Raw genomic sequence first — 16,918 nt, forward strand, 5'->3', positions numbered from 1 at the left:
AGGCAGGGCACCATGGCACATAAAAAGGCAGGCGGCAGTAGCCGCAACGGACGCGATTCAGAGTCGAAACGCCTGGGCGTGAAGCGCTTCGGTGGCGAGAGCGTGGAGGCGGGCAACATCATCATCCGTCAGCGCGGTACGCGTTTCCATGCGGGCCGGCACGTGGCCATGGGGCGCGACCACACGCTGTTCGCGGTCGCGGATGGCACCGTTCAGTTCGAGATCAAGGGTCCGCACAAGCGCCGTTATGTGAGCGTAGTGCCGGCCTGAGCCGGGTTCGGCGTCAAGCAGACACGAGACCCCGTCCCAGGACGGGGTTTTTTGTTTAGGGGATACGGGATGGACGCGAGGGCGTGGCTGCGCCCCGTCGGTCGATTCCGGTAGCGTGTTTCCGAGATCAGCGCATGAAATTCGTCGACGAAGCCACCATACAGGTCAGAGCCGGGGACGGTGGGAACGGTTGCGTGAGCTTCCGGCGGGAGAAGTTCGTCCCGATGGGCGGGCCCGACGGGGGCGACGGGGGCGATGGCGGCAGTGTCCTGCTGTTCGGCGATGAGAACATCAATACCCTGGCCGATTTCCGTCATGCGCGTTCCTTTGGCGCCCCGCGCGGCGAGAATGGCGGTGGCGCGAATTGCACTGGCCGCAGCGGCGATGACCTGCAGATCCGGGTGCCCATCGGCACCATCGTAACCGATGAGGAGACCGGCGAGTGCATCGGCGAGTTGCTGGCGCCGGGCCAGTTGCTGCGGGTGGCGCAGGGCGGTTATCACGGACTTGGCAATGCCCGCTTCAAGAGCAGTACCAACCGCTCCCCGCGCCGGGCCACGCCCGGCACGCCGGGCGAGGTGCGTCGCCTGCGCCTTGAACTCAAGGTGCTGGCGGATGTTGGCCTGCTCGGCCTGCCCAATGCCGGCAAGTCCACCCTGATCCGCGCGGTCTCGAGCGCCCGCCCGAAGGTGGCCGATTACCCCTTCACGACGCTCTATCCGCATCTCGGCGTCGTGGCGGTGGGCCCGCATCGCAGTTTCGTGGTGGCGGACATCCCCGGGTTGATCGAAGGCGCTTCCAGCGGCGCCGGACTCGGGGTGCGTTTCCTCAAGCATCTCGCGCGCACGCGCCTGCTGCTGCATCTGGTCGATGTCGCGCCGCTGGATCCTGCCGAGGATCCGGTGCGCGCCGTACGCGGCATCGAACACGAGTTACACGAATTCGGCGCTGATCTCGCCGCGCGGGAACGCTGGCTCGTGCTGAACAAGGTCGATCTGATGCCCGAGGATGAGCGTGCCGCGGTCTGCCAGGAGATCCTGCGTCGGCTCGACTGGCAGGGACCGTATTTCATCGTCTCCGCCCTTTCCGGTCTCGGCGTGCGGGAGCTCAGCGAGCGGGTGATGGCCTGGCTCGAACAGCAAGGCAAGGATTGAGGTTGTAAACGCGCTGCGCGCCGGGGGGGTGCGGAGTCGGTGCCCTGAGCGGCTGGACTTCGGTCCCGTGTTTTTTCCGCGTGGCGCGGCGGAATGCCGGGGCGAATTGGTATAATCCGACCGGATTACCACACCGTGCGGCTGCATGTGGCCGACGCGGTTTTGCGGGCGGCAGGTCCCGACTTATGACCCGAATCTTGAGACCCGTTCGATGAAAACCCGTGAACAACTCGGTCGATCCCGGCGCTGGGTGGTCAAGGTCGGCAGCTCCCTGTTAACCAACGAAGGCCGTGGACTGGATCGCGCGCTGATGGCGCAGTGGGTGGAGCAGATCGCCGCGTTGCGCGGCGACGGCGCGGAGGTCGTCCTGGTGTCCTCCGGCGCTGTGTCCGAGGGCGTGAAGCGGCTGGGCTGGGATCGCCGGCCGCAGGCCCTGCATGAATTGCAGGCGGCGGCGGCGGTGGGGCAGATGGGCTTGGTCGAGGCCTATGAAAACAGTTTCCAGCGCTTCGGTCTGCGCACGGCGCAGGTGCTGCTGACGCACGACGATCTGGCCGACCGCCGGCGTTATCTCAACGCGCGCAGCACGCTGCGCACCCTGCTCGGTCTGGGTGTGGTGCCGATCATCAACGAGAACGACACGGTGGCGGTGGAGGAGATCCGCTTCGGCGACAACGACACCCTGGCCGCCCTGGTAGCGAACCTGGTCGAGGCCGAACTGCTCGTGCTGCTGACCGATCAGCCCGGGATGTACGACCTCGATCCGCGCAAACATCCGGAGGCCCGCATGATCAGCGAGGGTCGTGCCGGCGATCCCGAACTCGAGCGCATGGCCTCGGGCGGCGGCATCGGCGCCTGGGGGCGGGGCGGCATGGTGACCAAGGTGCGCGCGGCGACCCGCGCCGCGCGTTCGGGCGCGGCCACGCTGATCGCCTGGGGGCGCACCCCCGGGATCCTTTCCAGTATCCGACGCGGCGAGGAGGTCGGTACTCTGATCCGTCCGGCCCAGGGGCCGCTGCTGGCGCGCAAGCAATGGCTGGCCGGCCAGTTGCAGGTGCGCGGACAATTGATCGTGGATGATGGCGCCGCGCGCGTCCTGCGCGAATCCGGTCGCAGCCTGCTGCCGGTCGGGGTGGTCGAGGTGCGGGGGGAGTTCGAGCGGGGTGAACTGGTGGCCTGCGTCGATCAGCAGGGCCGCGAGGTCGCGCGCGGGCTGGTCAATTACAACGCCGACGAGGCGCGCCGGATCATGCGGCAGCCGAGCGAGCGGATCAAGGAACTGCTCGGTTATGAGGACGAGCCGGAGCTGGTGCACCGGGACAATCTGGTGCTGATCTGATTAGGGCGCGGGTCGCACCGGTAAACATGCAGGTAAAAATAAAGCCGGCACATGGCCGGCTTGCAAGCAGCAGCAGTAAATCTGAATTCGGTGTCAGCTCTGCAGGGTCTTGAGCTGGGCGTTGAGGCGGCTCTTCTGGCGCGCGGCCTTGTTCTTGTCGATGAAACCCTTGCGCGCCATCTTGTCGATGACCGGCACGGCACTCTGGTAGGCCGCCGCGGCGCGATCCTTGTCCTTGGCATCGATCGCCTTAGTGACGCTCTTGCACGCCGTGCGCAGCGCCGAGCGCAACGAGGCGTTGTGGGTGCGGTGTTTCTCGGCCTGGCGTGCCCGCTTTCTGGCCTGTGCTGTGTTAGCCAACGATCGACTCCTGTGATTAACTGTCCGAAAGGCGCACTACTATGCGGATTTTCATCTCTCTTGTCAATTGAAAAGACGCCCACGTGATTCAGCCGGAACGGGTCGCCGGGGCGGCGGGTTTCGTGCAAAATTAACAATAAATAATTGATAATTAAATAATAAATGATTTTATCGCCGAGACTGGATCAGGTCCCGCTCGGGGCGGCAGGGGGGTGTATCCGGTGAGCCATGGCCTGCTGAAATCGACTGCGGTCGTGAGCGGGATGACCTTCCTGTCGCGCATCCTCGGGCTGATCCGGGACATCGTCATCGCGCGCGTCTTCGGTGCAGGCACCGGCGCGGACGCCTTCTTCGTCGCGTTCAGGATCCCGAATTTCCTGCGACGACTGTTCGCGGAAGGTTCCTTTTCCCAGGCCTTTGTCCCGGTGCTGGCGGAGTATCGCGTGCGGCATGGCGCGGAGGAGGTGCGGGAACTCGCGGCGGCCGCCGCCGGGATCCTGGGCGGATCGCTGCTCGTGATCACCGCGCTCGGCATCCTGGCGGCGCCCTTGCTCGTGCTGGTATTCGCGCCGGGATTCCTCGCGGATGCCGCGAAGTACGATCTCACCGTTCAGATGGTGCGGCTGACATTCCCGTATATTCTGTTCATATCGCTGACCGCCCTGGCCGGCGGTATCCTGCACAGCTTCGGGCGCTTCGCCGTCCCCGCGTTCACCCCGGCGCTGCTCAACCTGTGCCTGATCGGTGCCACGCTTTGGCTGGCCCCGCGTCTGGAAGAGCCGGTGACCGCACTCGCCTGGGGGGTGCTGCTCGCGGGAATTGCCCAACTGGTGTTCCAGTTTCCGTTCCTGCGCGCCATCCGCATGCTGCCCCGTCCACGCTGGCGACGCGACCACCCCGGGGTGCGGCGCATTCTGGGCCTGATGCTGCCGGGCATCTTCGGTTCGTCGGTGGGGCAGATCAATCTGCTGATCGACACGCTGGTCGCATCGTTCCTCGTCACCGGCAGCGTGAGCTGGCTGTATTACTCCGAACGCCTGATGGAGTTCCCGCTGGGTGTCTTCGGCATCGCGCTCGCGACGGTGATATTGCCGCGGCTGTCCGGCCAGCACGCGGCCGACGCGCCCGACGATTACGCGCGTACGCTGGACTGGGCCCTGCGCATGGTGATCGTGATCGGCATGCCGGCGGCGGCTGCCCTGTATGTGCTCGCCGGGCCGATGCTGGCCGCGCTGTTCCAGTACGGCGAATTCACCACGAATGACGTCCGCATGGCCGCCCTGAGTCTGCAGGCCTATGCCCTAGGCCTGCTCGGCTTCATCCTGGTGAAGGTGCTGGCGCCGGCCTTTTACGCGCGGCAGGACGCCGTGACACCGGTCCGCGTCGGCGTCGTCGCGATGCTGGCCAATATCGTCATGAACATCGTCTTCGTGGCGCCCATGGTGGTCTGGAACATCCCCGCGCCCCATGCGGGCCTGGCACTGGCGACCACGCTGGCGGCATTTCTCAACGCGGGGCTGCTGTTTTCGCGACTGCATCGCAAGCAATGGTATCGCCCCGCGCCCGGCTGGCGTCGCCTTATTCTTCAGGTGGCTGCCGCGGTTTCGGTGATGACTCTCTCACTCGTGTTGATCAGCGGAGATGACTCGACCTGGGCCGGGCAAGGCTGGCACGACCGCGTGTTCCGGCTGGCGCTGTGCACGTCGACGGGCTTGGTCGTGTACGTCCTCGGTCTGTGGGTGCTGGGTCTGCGCTGGCGCCACATCGCGCATCCCCCGGGCCCGCGCAAGGACGCCGTGTGAAACCGCATCGCCTTGTTTATAATGGATCCTTTCCGATTAACAGGTCACGGTTCGAGCGGCCACGACAGTCATGCGATTGATGCGGGGTTTCCGGCAACGTCATTTCCGCCACGGCGGATGCGTCGCCACGATCGGTAATTTCGACGGCATCCACCTGGGTCACCAGGCGGTGCTCGGCCAGCTTGCGGAGAAGGCATCGGAACTCGGACTGCCCTCGGTGGTGATCACCTTCGAACCGCACCCGCAGGAGTTTTTCCGGCCGGACGATGCCCCGATGCGCCTGACCGGGTTCCGCGAGAAGATGCAGACACTGCGCCGTTATGCGGTCGATCATGTGCTGTGCCTGCGTTTCGATCGCGCGCTGGCGGACATGGCGGCCCAGGACTTCATCCGCACGGTGCTGGTCGAGTCGCTCGGTGTGCGTTGCCTGGTCATCGGGGGGGATTTCCGTTTCGGACGGGAGCGGCGCGGCGACGTGGCTCTACTGCAACAGGCCGATTTCCAGGTGCTGGTGATGCGCGCCTTCGAGATCGGGGGCGAGCGGGTGAGCAGCACGCGCATCCGCGCGGCACTGCAACAGGGGGATCTCGCGGCGGCGGAGAAACTGCTCGGGCGAAGCTATCGGCTCTCCGGACGGGTGGTGGAGGGCGACCGGCGTGGGCGCCAACTCGGATTTCCGACCGCAAACATCCATCTGAACCGGCGTATCCGCACCCAGTGCGGTTCACGTCGTGCGCCTGTCGCCGGAGTCTTCGCCGTGCAGGTGTTCGGGCTCGAGCGCGAGCCGCTGCCCGGTATCGCCAATATCGGCATGCGCCCCACCGTGGACGGTGGCCAATGCCGTCTCGAGGTTCACCTGCTGGATTTCGCCGGGGACCTCTACGGGCGCCATCTGCAGGTGGAGTTTCTGACCCGGCTGCGCGACGAGGCGCGCTTCGAGTCCCTGGAGGCGCTCAAGCAACAGATTCGCCGCGACGAGATGCGCGCGCGCGAGTTCTTCGAGCACCGTCTGATCGAGCAGCGGCGTCTGTCCGGCATCAGCTGAACCGCGGCACGAGCCCCTGACCTGACGAATTCTATTCAACGGCGACCATCGAATGTCCGATTACAAAGACACACTCAATCTTCCCCAGACCGGCTTCGCGATGAAGGCAAACCTTGCTGCGCGCGAACCGGAGTTCCTCGCCGAGTGGGAGCGGATGAACCTCTACGCGCACCTGCGCGAAGCGCGGCAGGGACGGCGCCAGTTCATCCTGCACGACGGGCCGCCCTACGCCAATGGCGAGATCCACATCGGACACGCCGTCAACAAGGTGCTGAAGGACATCATCGTCAAGTCGAAGACGCTGGAAGGTTACGACGCCCCCTACGTGCCCGGCTGGGACTGTCATGGCCTGCCGATCGAACTCAATGTGGAAAAGAAGGTCGGCAAGGCCGGGCACAAGGTGGACGCGCGCGCCTTCCGTCAGGCCTGCCGCGACTATGCCGGCAAGCAGGTCGAGCAGCAGCGCGCCGATTTCCGCCGGCTGGGCGTCATGGGCGACTGGGAACATCCCTATCTGACCATGGGCTATGCCTTCGAGGCCGGCATCATCCGTGCGCTGGGACGCATCATCGAGCGGGGGCATGTCCATCAGGGCTTCAAGCCCGTGCACTGGTGCGTGGATTGCGGTTCGGCGCTGGCGGAAGCCGAGGTCGAATACGAAGAGCGCACTTCGCCGGCGATCGACGTGCGTTTCGAGGTGCTGGACGAGGAGTCGGTGCTGGAGCGATGCCGCCACGTGCCCGGGCACGAGGGCCACGGTCCCGTCTCGATCGTGATCTGGACCACCACGCCATGGACCCTGCCCGCCAACCAGGCGGTGGCGCTGAATCCCGACTTCGATTACGTACTGGTTCAGTGCGAGACGGCGCGCGGCAGCGAGCGCCTGCTGTTGGCGGACCGGTTGCTCAAGGATGCCATGGTGCGTTACGGCATCGAGGATTACCGCGTCCTTGCCTATTGCAAGGGCGCCGACCTCGAGGGCGCCAGGCTCCGTCATCCGTTCTATCAGCGCGAGGTGCTGGTGATCGTGGGTGACCATGTCACTGCCGAGACCGGAACCGGTGCCGTGCACACGGCGCCCGGGCACGGCCAGGAGGACTACGCGGTCGGACAGCGTTATGGACTGCGGGTGGACAATCCGGTGGACGGTCGCGGGTGTTTCCTGCCGGAGACGCCGATCTTCGCCGGCCTGCACGTGTTCGAGGCCAACGACCGCGTCATCGAGGAACTCAAGGCGCGCGGCGCGCTCGTACACGCGCAATCAGTCCGCCACAGCTATCCGCACTGCTGGCGCCACAAGACACCGATCATCTTCCGCGCCACGCCGCAGTGGTTTATCAATATGGATCAGCGCGGCCTGCGCGGGGAAGCGCTGCGGGCGATCCGCGGCGGGGTCGACTGGATCCCGGCCTGGGGCCAGGCGCGCATCGAGGGCATGGTCGAAAAGCGCCCCGACTGGTGCATCTCGCGCCAGCGCACCTGGGGCGTTCCCATCGCCGTGTTCGTGCACCGGCAGAGCGGCGCGCTGCATCCGCGCACGGCGGAACTGATCGAGCAGGTCGCGCGGCGCGTTGAGCAGGGCGGCATCGACGCCTGGTTCGATCTCGATCCCGCCGAGCTGCTTGGCAGCGAGGCCGGGGAGTACGACAAGGTCACCAATATCCTCGATGTCTGGTTCGACTCCGGCGTGACGCACTTCTGCGTCTTGGGCGGCGAGATGCCGTTCCCTGCCGACCTTTATCTGGAAGGTTCGGATCAGCACCGCGGCTGGTTCCAGTCCTCGCTGCTGACCTCGGTCGCGATGCACGGGCATGCGCCGTACAGGGCGGTGCTGACTCACGGGTTCACGGTCGATGCGCAGGGGCGCAAGATGTCCAAATCGCTCGGCAATGTCGTTGCGCCGCAGAAGGTGGTCAACAGTCTCGGCGCCGATATCCTGCGCCTGTGGGTGGCGGCGACGGACTATCGCGGCGAGATGAACGTGTCCGACGAGATTCTCAAGCGCACGGCCGATGCCTATCGGCGCATCCGCAATACCGCGCGCTTCCTGCTCGCCAACCTCCATGGTTTCGATCCGGCGGCACATTGCCTGCCGCGGGAGGAATTACTGGGCCTCGATCAATGGATCCTGCTGCGGGCCGGGCAACTGCAGGAAGAGATCCGCCAGGCCTATCAGGGGTACGAGTTCCACCACATCTATCAGAAGGTGCATAACTTCTGTTCCGTCGATCTCGGCGCCTTCTACCTCGACGTCATCAAGGACCGCCAGTACACCACGCGCGCCGACAGCCGTGCGCGCCGTTCGGCGCAGACCGCGCTGTATCATCTGGTCGAGGCCATGGCACGCTGGATTGCGCCGATCCTGAGTTTTACCGCGGAGGATATCTGGCGCCATATCCCGGGCAAGCGTGGCGAATCGGTATTTCTGGAGGAGTGGTATCAGTTGCCCTCCGTCGATCGTGAAGTGGGAGACGCTCTCGATTGGGAGCAGATCATCGAAGTACGGGTAGCAATCAGCAAGGAACTGGAGAAGCTACGTGTCGACGGCGCCATCGGTTCCTCGCTCGATGCCGAGGTGGATCTGTACTGCGAAGAGAATCTGCGCCGACGGCTCACCGGGCTGGGGGACGAGCTGCGCTTCGTGTTGATCACTTCCTATGCGCGCGTGCATGCCGCCGGAGACCGTCCCGCTGACGCCATCGCGGCGACGGGTGCGGGCGAGCAATTCTGGATCAGGGCGCAGGCATCGAGTCATCCCAAGTGCGTGCGCTGCTGGCACCATCGCGCGGATGTGGGATTTGACGAGTCGCATCCCGAGCTGTGCGGCCGCTGTGTCGAGAACGTGGTCGGGGCGGGCGAAGAGCGCCGTTACGCATGAGCGAACTTGGGGCCGCACGCGCGGGTAGTCTGCGCTGGCTGTGGCTGACGGGCGTCGTGCTGGTGCTCGACCAGATGACCAAGGCGTGGATCGCCGCGACGCTGAGTCTTTACGAACGCATCCCGCTGCTGCCCTTCCTGGACATCACCCGGGTACATAACCGCGGCGCCGCCTTCAGCTTCCTCAGCACGGCCGCGGGCTGGCAGCGCTGGTTCTTCACCGCGCTGGCGTTCGCCGTCAGCGTGGCGATCCTGGTCTGGCTGCGGCGGCTCCCCGGGAGCCAGCGGCGCCTGGCCGCCGGGCTTGCGCTGGTGCTCGGCGGGGCGCTCGGCAATCTGTGGGACCGACTCCAGCACGGCTATGTGGTGGATTTTATCGATGTATATTATGGAGCCTGGCACTGGCCGGCGTTCAACGTGGCCGATTCCGCCATCAGTATCGGGGCCGCGCTGCTGATCCTGGATGCGCTGGCTGTCAGGAAAAGGGGCGAGGTATAATCATCGCTTCACGCATCGGCAGGGCATCCCTCCTGCCGGACAATTGGGGTCAAGGTCGTTCATGCAAGTTATTCTGGCCAATCCGCGCGGGTTCTGCGCCGGCGTCAACCGCGCCATCGAGATCGTCGAGCGCGTGCTGGAAATCTTCGGGGCGCCGGTCTACGTGCGTCATGAGGTGGTGCATAACCGCTTCGTGGTGCAGGACCTGCGCGAGAAGGGCGCCGTCTTCGTCGAGGAACTGCACGAGGTGCCCGACGGCGCCAGCGTGATCTTTTCCGCCCACGGCGTTTCGCAGGCCGTTCGCAGCGAGGCCGACCGACGCGGCCTCAAAGTGTTTGACGCCACCTGTCCGCTGGTGACCAAGGTCCATCTCGAGGTGGTGCGCCACGCCCAGGCGGGGCGCGAGTGCATTCTGATCGGCCATGCTGGCCACCCCGAGGTCGAGGGTACGCTCGGACAATATGCCGGCGGTCGACACGGGCGCATCTATCTGGTCGAGTCCGCGCAGGACGCCCGGCGTCTGGACGTGTTGAATCCCGAGGATCTCGCCTTCGTGACGCAGACGACACTGTCCATGGATGATACGGCCGAGATCATCACCATCCTGCGTGCGCGCTTCCCCGCCATCCATGGACCGCGCAAGGATGACATCTGTTATGCGACCCAGAATCGCCAGGACGCGGTGAAGCTGTTGGCGAGGCAAAGCGATCTGGTGCTGGTGGTCGGTTCACGCAACAGCTCGAACTCGAACCGGCTGCGCGAGATCGCCGAGAAGAGCGGTGTCCCCGCGTATCTGATCGATTCCGCCGGTGAGATCCGGCGCGAGTGGCTGTCAGGACGCAAAATGATTGGTGTCACCGCCGGGGCTTCCGTGCCGGAGATCCTGGTCAGGGAGGTGATCGCGCGCTTGCGCGAGTGGGGCGCCGACTCGGTCGAGGACATCGACGGCAATCCCGAGCATGTGATCTTCACCCTGCCGCGGGAGTTGCAGGTGATCAAGACAGAGCTGAGGAGTTAGGCCTTGGTGAAAGTCAGAAACACCAAATCTCGTAGCAAAGCGCGAGGACAGATTTGAAATCTGTCCCCGCGTTACCCAGCGCTGTTTTTTGAATCACCATTTGTCCGCGGGCAGCTTCTGTCCACGCGAGTTCAGGGTCAGATTGCCGTCACTGGATTGAGCCGTTCCGGCGGTCGCCGTCAGGATCACGCAACTGTCGATGGTCGATCCACCACACGCGGCGGCCGAGATCGTGTAGTAACCCTCGGGTGAACTGGTCGCCGCCGGCAGGTTGGCGAGATTCGTCGTGTAGGTGTTGTTCTCGGTGTAGAAGCGTTCCTGCCGTACCATCACATCCATCAGGGCGGTCTGCCCGTCGGCGCGGCGTGCCTTGGTGGTGCTGCTGGTATATGCAGGTATTGCGATCGCCATCAGTATGCCAATGATGGCGATGACCATGACCAGTTCGATCAGGGTGAAGCCCAGGTCTCCTTTCTTATTCACGGCCCTTTCTCCTTTCATTCTCCATCGGGGTTTCGGTGCCGGGCGGCGGTGGTGTGTAGTCAGCGGGGAGTATCCACAACTCGGAGACGGCGCCGGTGAGCGCCCGGCTGCCCGTCGTTCCGAAGCCGACTTTCATGCCTCGCTTCAGAGATTGCGGCGCGGCAAATCGGGTGTTCATCGTGTAAACGTGCAGGTCATGTGCAATCTTGACACTGACGTCGTTGATCACGAGGATGCGACTGTCGAGATCAACCTGGTCGATTATCCCCCAGCGATCGAATCTCTGCGGATAGTAATCCGGCAGGCCGGCGGCGAAGGCCGGTGAACCGAGCGCCAGGGCGGCGGCCATCAGTATGAGTTTATGAAATCTTATTTTCATAGGAATATCTCCATTACGATTTCGGGATACGATCGCAGATCCCGGGTCGGTCACTGGCTGACCTCGCGCCAGGACAGACGGCCGCGGGTCGTGGTTTCTCCGGCATCGATCATGCGCACATCGATCTTGCCATCGTCATCCGGCGTGTACATGTAGTCATCCAGGAAGTTCGAGCCTGCCGGGATGCCGTCGAGGCGAACGCCGCTCGGGTTCTTCTTGTCGTCATCGTCGCCGATCTGGTCGTTCTCATCGATTTCGCCATCATTATTGATGTCGTAGACGGGTTTCTTCGGTTCGCCGCCGTTGACCATCCTGAGCGCCATCAGCCAGCCGTAGCCCTGCGTATTGCAGGTGTTGGGATCCGGGATCAGTGTATTGAAGAAGACGTACTCGCCGCGAATCTTGGGGTCGACAACGACGCGCTCGCCCGAGGTCGGCAGGTCGAAGTACCAGCCATACTGGCTGCCGTAGTTTCCGTCCTCATAATCACCCGTTACTACCCGGATATCCGTGGTCGAGCTTCCATCCAGTTCCTGTTCCCACAGGCTGGAGCGAGTGAGCGTAGAGCCGCTGCCCACATCGTTGTTGTCCCATACGCCGTAGAAGGTCTGTGTGCTGGTGCTGGTCTTGTCGCCATTTACTATGTATTGACCGGTGCCGAAGAACACCAGGATGTTGGGGCTATTATCGACGGTGAGCGAGGTCGCCGGGTTGCGCGCGACCACGGGTTTGGAGGTGATCGGCTGCGGAGTCCCGGCGGGCTCAGAGGCGTTGAAAAGCGCCTTGCCGTAGGCAACGCTCCAGGTCGCATCGGTGTCGGGATCCGACAGATCGAAGGCCCACAGATTGCCCTTCAGGTCGCCGGCGTAGACCCGATCGGCCTTGCCATTGCCGTCGGTATCGACCAGGGCGGGCGTGGACAACCCATTGGGGTCGCCCGAAGAACCGACGCCAGTCGAGATTACCTTGTAGTCGCCGACGCTCCATGTGCGGTCCATGCCTTCCTGCAGGTAAAGAATAAACAGCTTGGCCTTGCCGTCGCCCTGGTCGTTATAGCCGTTTCCGAACACGGCCGCCCACTTGTTGTTTTCCATCAGCGCCATGGTTGGTTTGCTGAAGGTGTAACCGAGATCAATGTTGTCATTGCTGGTGAACTCCCACAGTACAGTGGAGTTCGCATTCGAATCAGTAATGCCGTCGGGGTCAGTGACATCAAGGGCGAACAGTCCGCGGGCGCCGGCCCGATAACCGCCGATCAGGACCGTCTTCCAACCGCTAAGATAGACATCCGCTACCGTTGGGCTCAGGTCGACGTAATAGCGATGTCCATAGGCCGGATCGGTAAGATAGTGCAGGCCCTCGTTTGCGGCGCTCGAGAAGAGCATGTTCGGGACATAGGCAAACACCTCCTGGCCATCGGATTCCGAGAATCCGTGCAACATGCCATCGTTCGATCCCACGTAGATAACCGGGGCGCGGGAAGGATTGAAGCTGCTGTATGTGCCGCCGCCGAAGGCGGCATTGTCGCTGTACCCCGATTGCGGAGTGCCGACATAGACCGGGTTGGAATAGACGATGTCTCCGAGGACATTGGTGCGCTCACGGAAAAAGTTTCCGGCATCCTCGTCCGTGCGTACACCGCGCAGGTAATCCAGGCGCGCCTGACCGAGCCCGTCGGCACTGCCGGAGGGGCTCATGTTCAGATCGTTCTGCTGCTTGGTGGACAGGTTCGCCAGGGTTTTGAACGCGATGCCCTGCTTCGTGGTCTCGTTATAGGTGAATATCACCCGATTCGCCGGGGTCATGGTGTCGAGCACATCGGAGGCGTGCCAGGCCGGGGTTGTCGCGATCGTGCCGTCCATGGAGAGTTCATAGGCGAGCAGGTCGCCGTGCCAGTTGTCGGATGGATTGAAGGTTGCCTGGTAGACCCGGCTTCCGGTATCGAGCGTGGTGGTGTTGAAGGCCACGGCCGAGGAGGAACTCGTCCCGCGCGTGACGCTGGCAAAGGCGTCCGCCAATCCTTTCGCCAGGGTCGTCGCATCCTGTGCGCTGTAGAACTGGCCGCGACCGTTGTATGCGGTATGCCAGAGATCGTCGATTTTCTCAGCATTCCCGCTGGTGGGATTTGGCCAGCTGAAGCCCGCCGCGGTGGGATCGGTATCAGTGAGGTCGCCGGGAGTCTTGGTGCCAAACGGGTCCAGTGTGCCTTCGACGCCAAAGGCGACGGTAAAGGTGTTCATGTGCTGATGCTTTGCCTGGTCGACTGAATCCGCCCATACCGGGACCTCGTTCGCGAGCGACGTCGCGAGGTCGCGCTCATAGTAGTGCATGGCGACATCGGCCAGTGTATTGCTGTATCCATCAGCGTACGTCGATCCATCAAAGTCGGTATTGCCGTCACCATCGCTGTTGGAAGGACTCAGGCTCGGTGAGCTGCCGTTATAAAAACCGTCCGTCATCAGGATGGCGAAGTTCTTTTGGCACTGACCGCCTTGAGCCGCGGGCAGGATCGGACAATTCGATCCGCTGACGCCCAGGATGTTGCCGGATTTGCACTCGAAGTATTTGCCGGTGTCGCGCAGTTCTGTCTGCAGCGGAGTGCCGCCGCTGGAATCGGACTTGAACAGCTTTTCATAGAGCTTCTTTTTGTTTCCGGTCTTCGGGTCGAGGTTCATGGAGGCAACCTTGATGCCGACGCTGTTATTGTTATTGATGGTGGCATATCCCATGCGAACACCGGTGATTCCCGCGGCGGACAGGCTGATCGCGGCCTTGGTGGTCAGTTCGCGCTTGCGGTAGTAGGAGAACCAGTTGGCGAAATTCTTGATTTCTTCCGCGTAGGTACATACCGGCCGGGCCGCGCAGTCGGTGCGATCAGCACTTCCGGTGTAGCTCGAAGGCGGCGTTGGGGTCATGCTGGTGGAGATGTTGGTGATCTCCACCAGGGTATGCGCATCTCCGGCATCGACGACGCCGTTACTATTGCTGTCGGTCCAGGTGTAGTAGCGCGCCGGATAGAAGTTGGTGACCGTGAAACTGGAGAACCCCGGGTAGTCCGAGGCATAGGAAGTGGTCTTCTTGGTCAGATCTACCGTGCTGGATGAGGACGAATAGGGGTTTACACGCGCCGCTGTCGGGCTCGCATTGGCATAGGCAACACCGCTGCTGTTCAGGCCCGCCCATGGGGTATAGGTCACCGCCGGATTGTAATACAGCGTGTTGTAATTGTGGTTCCAGGCGCGCCAGACACCTTGAGCGGGCGCGGCGACACCCTTCACATTGATCATGTACTCCTCAGAAGGGACGACCCAATACCAGTCGAGGGTGCTCGGCCCCGCTTCCGGTTGGCTGTAATAATAGTCGTTTCCACCCAGGTACATGATGCCGTCGGTCTCCGATGTCATGAGTCCCCAGTCCATGCTGCCCGAATCGTCCGCCAGGAACATCACGTTAGGCTCGACCGAGGGGCCAACGTAGAGAGGGACCTGAGAAATGGTGCCGGGCGCCGCCATGACCTGCGTGATGCCTGGTGCGAAGCTCAGAGCCAGTACGCCGAAGGCGGACAGGTAGCGCTGCAGGGTAGGTTTGATCGTGTTCATGACGTGACTCCTGAAAGGAAGCGACGATGAGATTTTCTTTGGTCTGTGAACTTACAGGACATTCGATTGCAGGATAACGACGGTATTGTCCGTGCCGCCCACGGCGCGCGCCGTAACACGCGCCACGAACGGGGTGGACAAGCCGCTGGATTCGCCATAGCCGCCGATATTGAGATCATCGGTATTGGTCTGTATCTGTCCCAGCAGTTCGATGATAAAGTGCGGCTGCTCTTTGACACCCGCAATCGTGCCGGTATAAGTTCTGGAGTTGTCCCAGGTGTCTTCATCGAGAACGTCGGGGTGATTGCCCTGGGGATAGAGTCCCGCGGTGGCCCCATTGAACGCAGCCGCGAGCGACACGATATTGCCCCAGTACTGCTCGCCATCCCGCAACGCCGCCTCCGCCGCCTGGAAGGCGAGCGCCTGGTCGCGCGTGTTGCCGGCCATCTTCTCCTCGAGGGTGGAAGAGGCGATGCCGGTAATGCCGATCAGGGTCATCACGATCAGGATCATCAGGCTGATGACCAGGGTGGATCCTTGTTGACGTGCGAACTTGGTGTTCATCGATATTCTCCGTGACAAAGCCTCAGAGCAGTCCTCTGTTGCGGATCTTGATGGTGGTGTTGAAGATGCGGCGCACACGCCGGTCAGCCGCCGTGGTTTCGGTATCGTTGTAGGTGTAGGTCTGGGCGGAGGACGAGATATTGTCTTCGCTGCGAATCAGCAGGCTGACGCGCACACTTACGACATCATTCCACGTGCCGACGTTGTTGGCCGTGACATAGCGGTTGGCAACACCGTCGTTATCGGTGTCTTCTCCGTAGAGAACCTGCATGTTTTCGACATCTTCGGCCAGCTCCTGTGCCTGTATGGCTCCGCCTGGCTGAGTCGACTGGCGGAACAGGGCGGGAGAGCCGCTGGCGCCGGTGCCGATGTAATAGACATTGGTGACCAGACGTCCCACCTGGGCATCGACGCCATAGAGCCGCGCCAGGCTGGAGCTGGCGTTACCTGGCGTCCAGGCCCCTCCGGTGGCATGGTTTAGGGTTACGCTGCCAGCGGCGCTGGTCTGGCTGGTCACCTGGAAGACCGACGATTGCGTACAGTCGCTGACGATCATGATGTCGCCATTGGTGATGTTGCTGGTATCGGAGGCGAAGATCTGGGTCGAGGTCGAAGTCGCGGTCAGGTTGACCCCGTCATCTGCAAGTCCGCGCGTGATCAGCACGTCGCTTCCATTCACCACCTGGCCGGCGACCAGGGCGTTCAACCCCGGGCTCCAGGCCGCGCCGGTCCATTCATTGCCCTGGATTGCGGTCGCATAATCCCAGTTGAAGGATGTCGGGCTGCTGATTCCGGCCTCGATGTTTGCCGGAGTATCCCGGTAGCAGCCGCGGTAGCCGGCCATGCGCACGTCCTCGGTGATGAAGCCGACGGCGAAACGGCCGTTCTCCTGGACGCGGGACGTTGCCTCGAGCAGTCGGTAGGACGTCTTGCTGCTGAGGAAGATCTGCACCACGCCGGCGAGCAGGATCAGGCTGATGGTGATCGCCACCATCAATTCGACCAGGCTCAGGCCCCGTTGACGGTGGATGGATGAGATATCGAATCGGGACGGAGTCATAACACGGTATCCACGGCTAGTGTCTTGGCGGCTTCCTCACCGCGGGTATCATCCCACTGGATCGTGATCGTGAACGTACCGCCGTTGTTCGCGATCGCGCCGTCGCCTGCGGGCAGCGTATCCGCCAGTGACTGTTTCCATTCAAAGAGGTCGGCGTCCGCCATGGTTGCCGCGGAACAGTTCGCGCCGGTGCCCGTGCAGTCTTCCTCGCCGGGATCGTCGCCGAGATCGATGTCATAACCGCCCGCTTCGGCGACGGTGCGATTGGCGCGCATGCGGTCGACGATGTCGTTTGCCATGATGGTTGCCTGGGAGCGCTGGTAGGCGCTGAAGCTGTAACGCAGTCCGCCGAGCTGAAGTCCGGCCAGTCCCAGCAGGCCAATCGCCAGGATGATCACGGTGACCAGGACCTCGATCAGCGTGAAGCCGCGTTCCTTGCCGGCCGCTTTGTGATGTCGCAGTGTGAGCAT

Annotated in this window: 15 protein-coding genes; 8 read left to right on the plus strand and 7 right to left on the minus strand. The window is 63.0% G+C overall.

Annotated features, from left to right (window positions below):
* Positions 1-12 precede the first annotated feature (12 nt).
* The 3 genes from rpmA to IPM20_11935 all read left to right on the plus strand — a co-directional run bounded on the left by rpmA (position 13) and on the right by IPM20_11935 (position 2,763).
* Positions 13-270: a 50S ribosomal protein L27 gene (rpmA, locus tag IPM20_11925; protein MBK9132328.1), complete on the plus strand. Its 258-nt coding sequence runs from the start codon at positions 13-15 to the stop codon at positions 268-270.
* A gap of 134 nt (positions 271-404) precedes the next feature.
* The gene (gene cgtA, locus IPM20_11930; protein ID MBK9132329.1) at positions 405-1,424 is read left to right on the plus strand and encodes an Obg family GTPase CgtA; all 1,020 of its coding nucleotides are present in this window, start codon (positions 405-407) and stop codon (positions 1,422-1,424) included.
* Positions 1,425-1,635: 211 nt separating this feature from the next.
* Positions 1,636-2,763, plus strand: a complete 1,128-nt coding sequence (locus IPM20_11935) for a glutamate 5-kinase (GenBank protein ID MBK9132330.1) — start codon at positions 1,636-1,638, stop codon at positions 2,761-2,763.
* 93 nt (positions 2,764-2,856) lie between these two features.
* On the opposite strand, the gene rpsT is transcribed toward IPM20_11935, so the two are convergent.
* Positions 2,857-3,123 carry a 30S ribosomal protein S20 gene (gene rpsT, locus IPM20_11940; GenBank protein ID MBK9132331.1) on the minus strand — a complete coding sequence of 89 codons (267 nt, stop codon included), beginning with the start codon at positions 3,121-3,123 and terminating at the stop codon, positions 2,857-2,859.
* 221 nt (positions 3,124-3,344) lie between these two features.
* Between rpsT and murJ the strand changes: the two genes are divergently transcribed.
* From murJ to ispH, 5 genes are all read left to right on the plus strand, one after another.
* Positions 3,345-4,925, plus strand: coding sequence for a murein biosynthesis integral membrane protein MurJ (gene murJ, locus IPM20_11945; protein ID MBK9132332.1), 1,581 nt, complete (start codon positions 3,345-3,347; stop codon positions 4,923-4,925).
* Positions 4,926-4,995: 70 nt separating this feature from the next.
* The gene (ribF, locus tag IPM20_11950; GenBank protein ID MBK9132333.1) at positions 4,996-5,970 is read left to right on the plus strand and encodes a bifunctional riboflavin kinase/FAD synthetase; all 975 of its coding nucleotides are present in this window, start codon (positions 4,996-4,998) and stop codon (positions 5,968-5,970) included.
* 52 nt (positions 5,971-6,022) lie between these two features.
* Entirely contained in the window at positions 6,023-8,848 is a 2,826-nt protein-coding gene (ileS, locus tag IPM20_11955) for an isoleucine--tRNA ligase (protein ID MBK9132334.1), read from the plus strand.
* The gene (gene lspA, locus IPM20_11960) at positions 8,845-9,345 is read left to right on the plus strand and encodes a signal peptidase II (protein ID MBK9132335.1); all 501 of its coding nucleotides are present in this window, start codon (positions 8,845-8,847) and stop codon (positions 9,343-9,345) included. Before ileS ends, lspA begins: the two co-directional genes overlap by 4 nt.
* A gap of 61 nt (positions 9,346-9,406) precedes the next feature.
* Positions 9,407-10,363, plus strand: coding sequence for a 4-hydroxy-3-methylbut-2-enyl diphosphate reductase (gene ispH, locus IPM20_11965; GenBank protein ID MBK9132336.1), 957 nt, complete (start codon positions 9,407-9,409; stop codon positions 10,361-10,363).
* Between the two features lie 93 nt (positions 10,364-10,456).
* On the opposite strand, the gene IPM20_11970 is transcribed toward ispH, so the two are convergent.
* The 6 genes from IPM20_11970 to pilV all read right to left on the minus strand — a co-directional run bounded on the left by IPM20_11970 (position 10,457) and on the right by pilV (position 16,918).
* A complete protein-coding gene (locus tag IPM20_11970; protein MBK9132337.1) occupies positions 10,457-10,864 on the minus strand; it encodes a type IV pilin protein in 408 nt (135 codons plus the stop codon).
* Complete coding sequence (locus IPM20_11975; protein ID MBK9132338.1) at positions 10,839-11,195, minus strand: hypothetical protein; 357 nt, start codon at positions 11,193-11,195, stop codon at positions 10,839-10,841. The genes IPM20_11970 and IPM20_11975 overlap by 26 nt, the downstream gene beginning before the upstream one ends.
* Before the next feature lie 80 nt (positions 11,196-11,275).
* On the minus strand, positions 11,276-14,824 hold the full coding sequence (locus IPM20_11980) for a hypothetical protein (protein ID MBK9132339.1): 3,549 nt from the start codon (positions 14,822-14,824) through the stop codon (positions 11,276-11,278).
* A 51-nt stretch (positions 14,825-14,875) separates the two neighbouring features.
* Entirely contained in the window at positions 14,876-15,388 is a 513-nt protein-coding gene (locus tag IPM20_11985) for a pilus assembly protein PilX (GenBank protein MBK9132340.1), read from the minus strand.
* A gap of 22 nt (positions 15,389-15,410) precedes the next feature.
* Complete coding sequence (locus IPM20_11990; protein ID MBK9132341.1) at positions 15,411-16,448, minus strand: PilW family protein; 1,038 nt, start codon at positions 16,446-16,448, stop codon at positions 15,411-15,413.
* Positions 16,445-16,918: a type IV pilus modification protein PilV gene (gene pilV / locus IPM20_11995; GenBank protein MBK9132342.1), complete on the minus strand. Its 474-nt coding sequence runs from the start codon at positions 16,916-16,918 to the stop codon at positions 16,445-16,447. Before pilV ends, IPM20_11990 begins: the two co-directional genes overlap by 4 nt.

The organism is Gammaproteobacteria bacterium, assembly GCA_016716465.1.
Lineage (GTDB): Bacteria > Pseudomonadota > Gammaproteobacteria > SZUA-140 > SZUA-140 > JADJWH01.

Bases quoted from the DNA above. Each gene is read 5' to 3' on its own strand.
- rpmA (MBK9132328.1), top strand. From the start codon at position 13: ATGGCACATAAAAAGGCAGGCGGCAGTAGCCGCAACGGACGCGATTCA.
- cgtA (MBK9132329.1), top strand. From the start codon at position 405: ATGAAATTCGTCGACGAAGCCACCATACAGGTCAGAGCCGGGGACGGT.
- IPM20_11935 (MBK9132330.1), top strand. From the start codon at position 1,636: ATGAAAACCCGTGAACAACTCGGTCGATCCCGGCGCTGGGTGGTCAAG.
- ribF (MBK9132333.1), top strand. From the start codon at position 4,996: ATGCGATTGATGCGGGGTTTCCGGCAACGTCATTTCCGCCACGGCGGA.
- ileS (MBK9132334.1), top strand. From the start codon at position 6,023: ATGTCCGATTACAAAGACACACTCAATCTTCCCCAGACCGGCTTCGCG.
- lspA (MBK9132335.1), top strand. From the start codon at position 8,845: ATGAGCGAACTTGGGGCCGCACGCGCGGGTAGTCTGCGCTGGCTGTGG.
- ispH (MBK9132336.1), top strand. From the start codon at position 9,407: ATGCAAGTTATTCTGGCCAATCCGCGCGGGTTCTGCGCCGGCGTCAAC.
- IPM20_11970 (MBK9132337.1), bottom strand. From the start codon at position 10,864: ATGAAAGGAGAAAGGGCCGTGAATAAGAAAGGAGACCTGGGCTTCACC.
- IPM20_11975 (MBK9132338.1), bottom strand. From the start codon at position 11,195: ATGGCCGCCGCCCTGGCGCTCGGTTCACCGGCCTTCGCCGCCGGCCTG.
- IPM20_11980 (MBK9132339.1), bottom strand. From the start codon at position 14,824: ATGAACACGATCAAACCTACCCTGCAGCGCTACCTGTCCGCCTTCGGC.
- IPM20_11985 (MBK9132340.1), bottom strand. From the start codon at position 15,388: ATGAACACCAAGTTCGCACGTCAACAAGGATCCACCCTGGTCATCAGC.
- IPM20_11990 (MBK9132341.1), bottom strand. From the start codon at position 16,448: ATGACTCCGTCCCGATTCGATATCTCATCCATCCACCGTCAACGGGGC.
- pilV (MBK9132342.1), bottom strand. From the start codon at position 16,918: ATGCTCACACTGCGACATCACAAAGCGGCCGGCAAGGAACGCGGCTTC.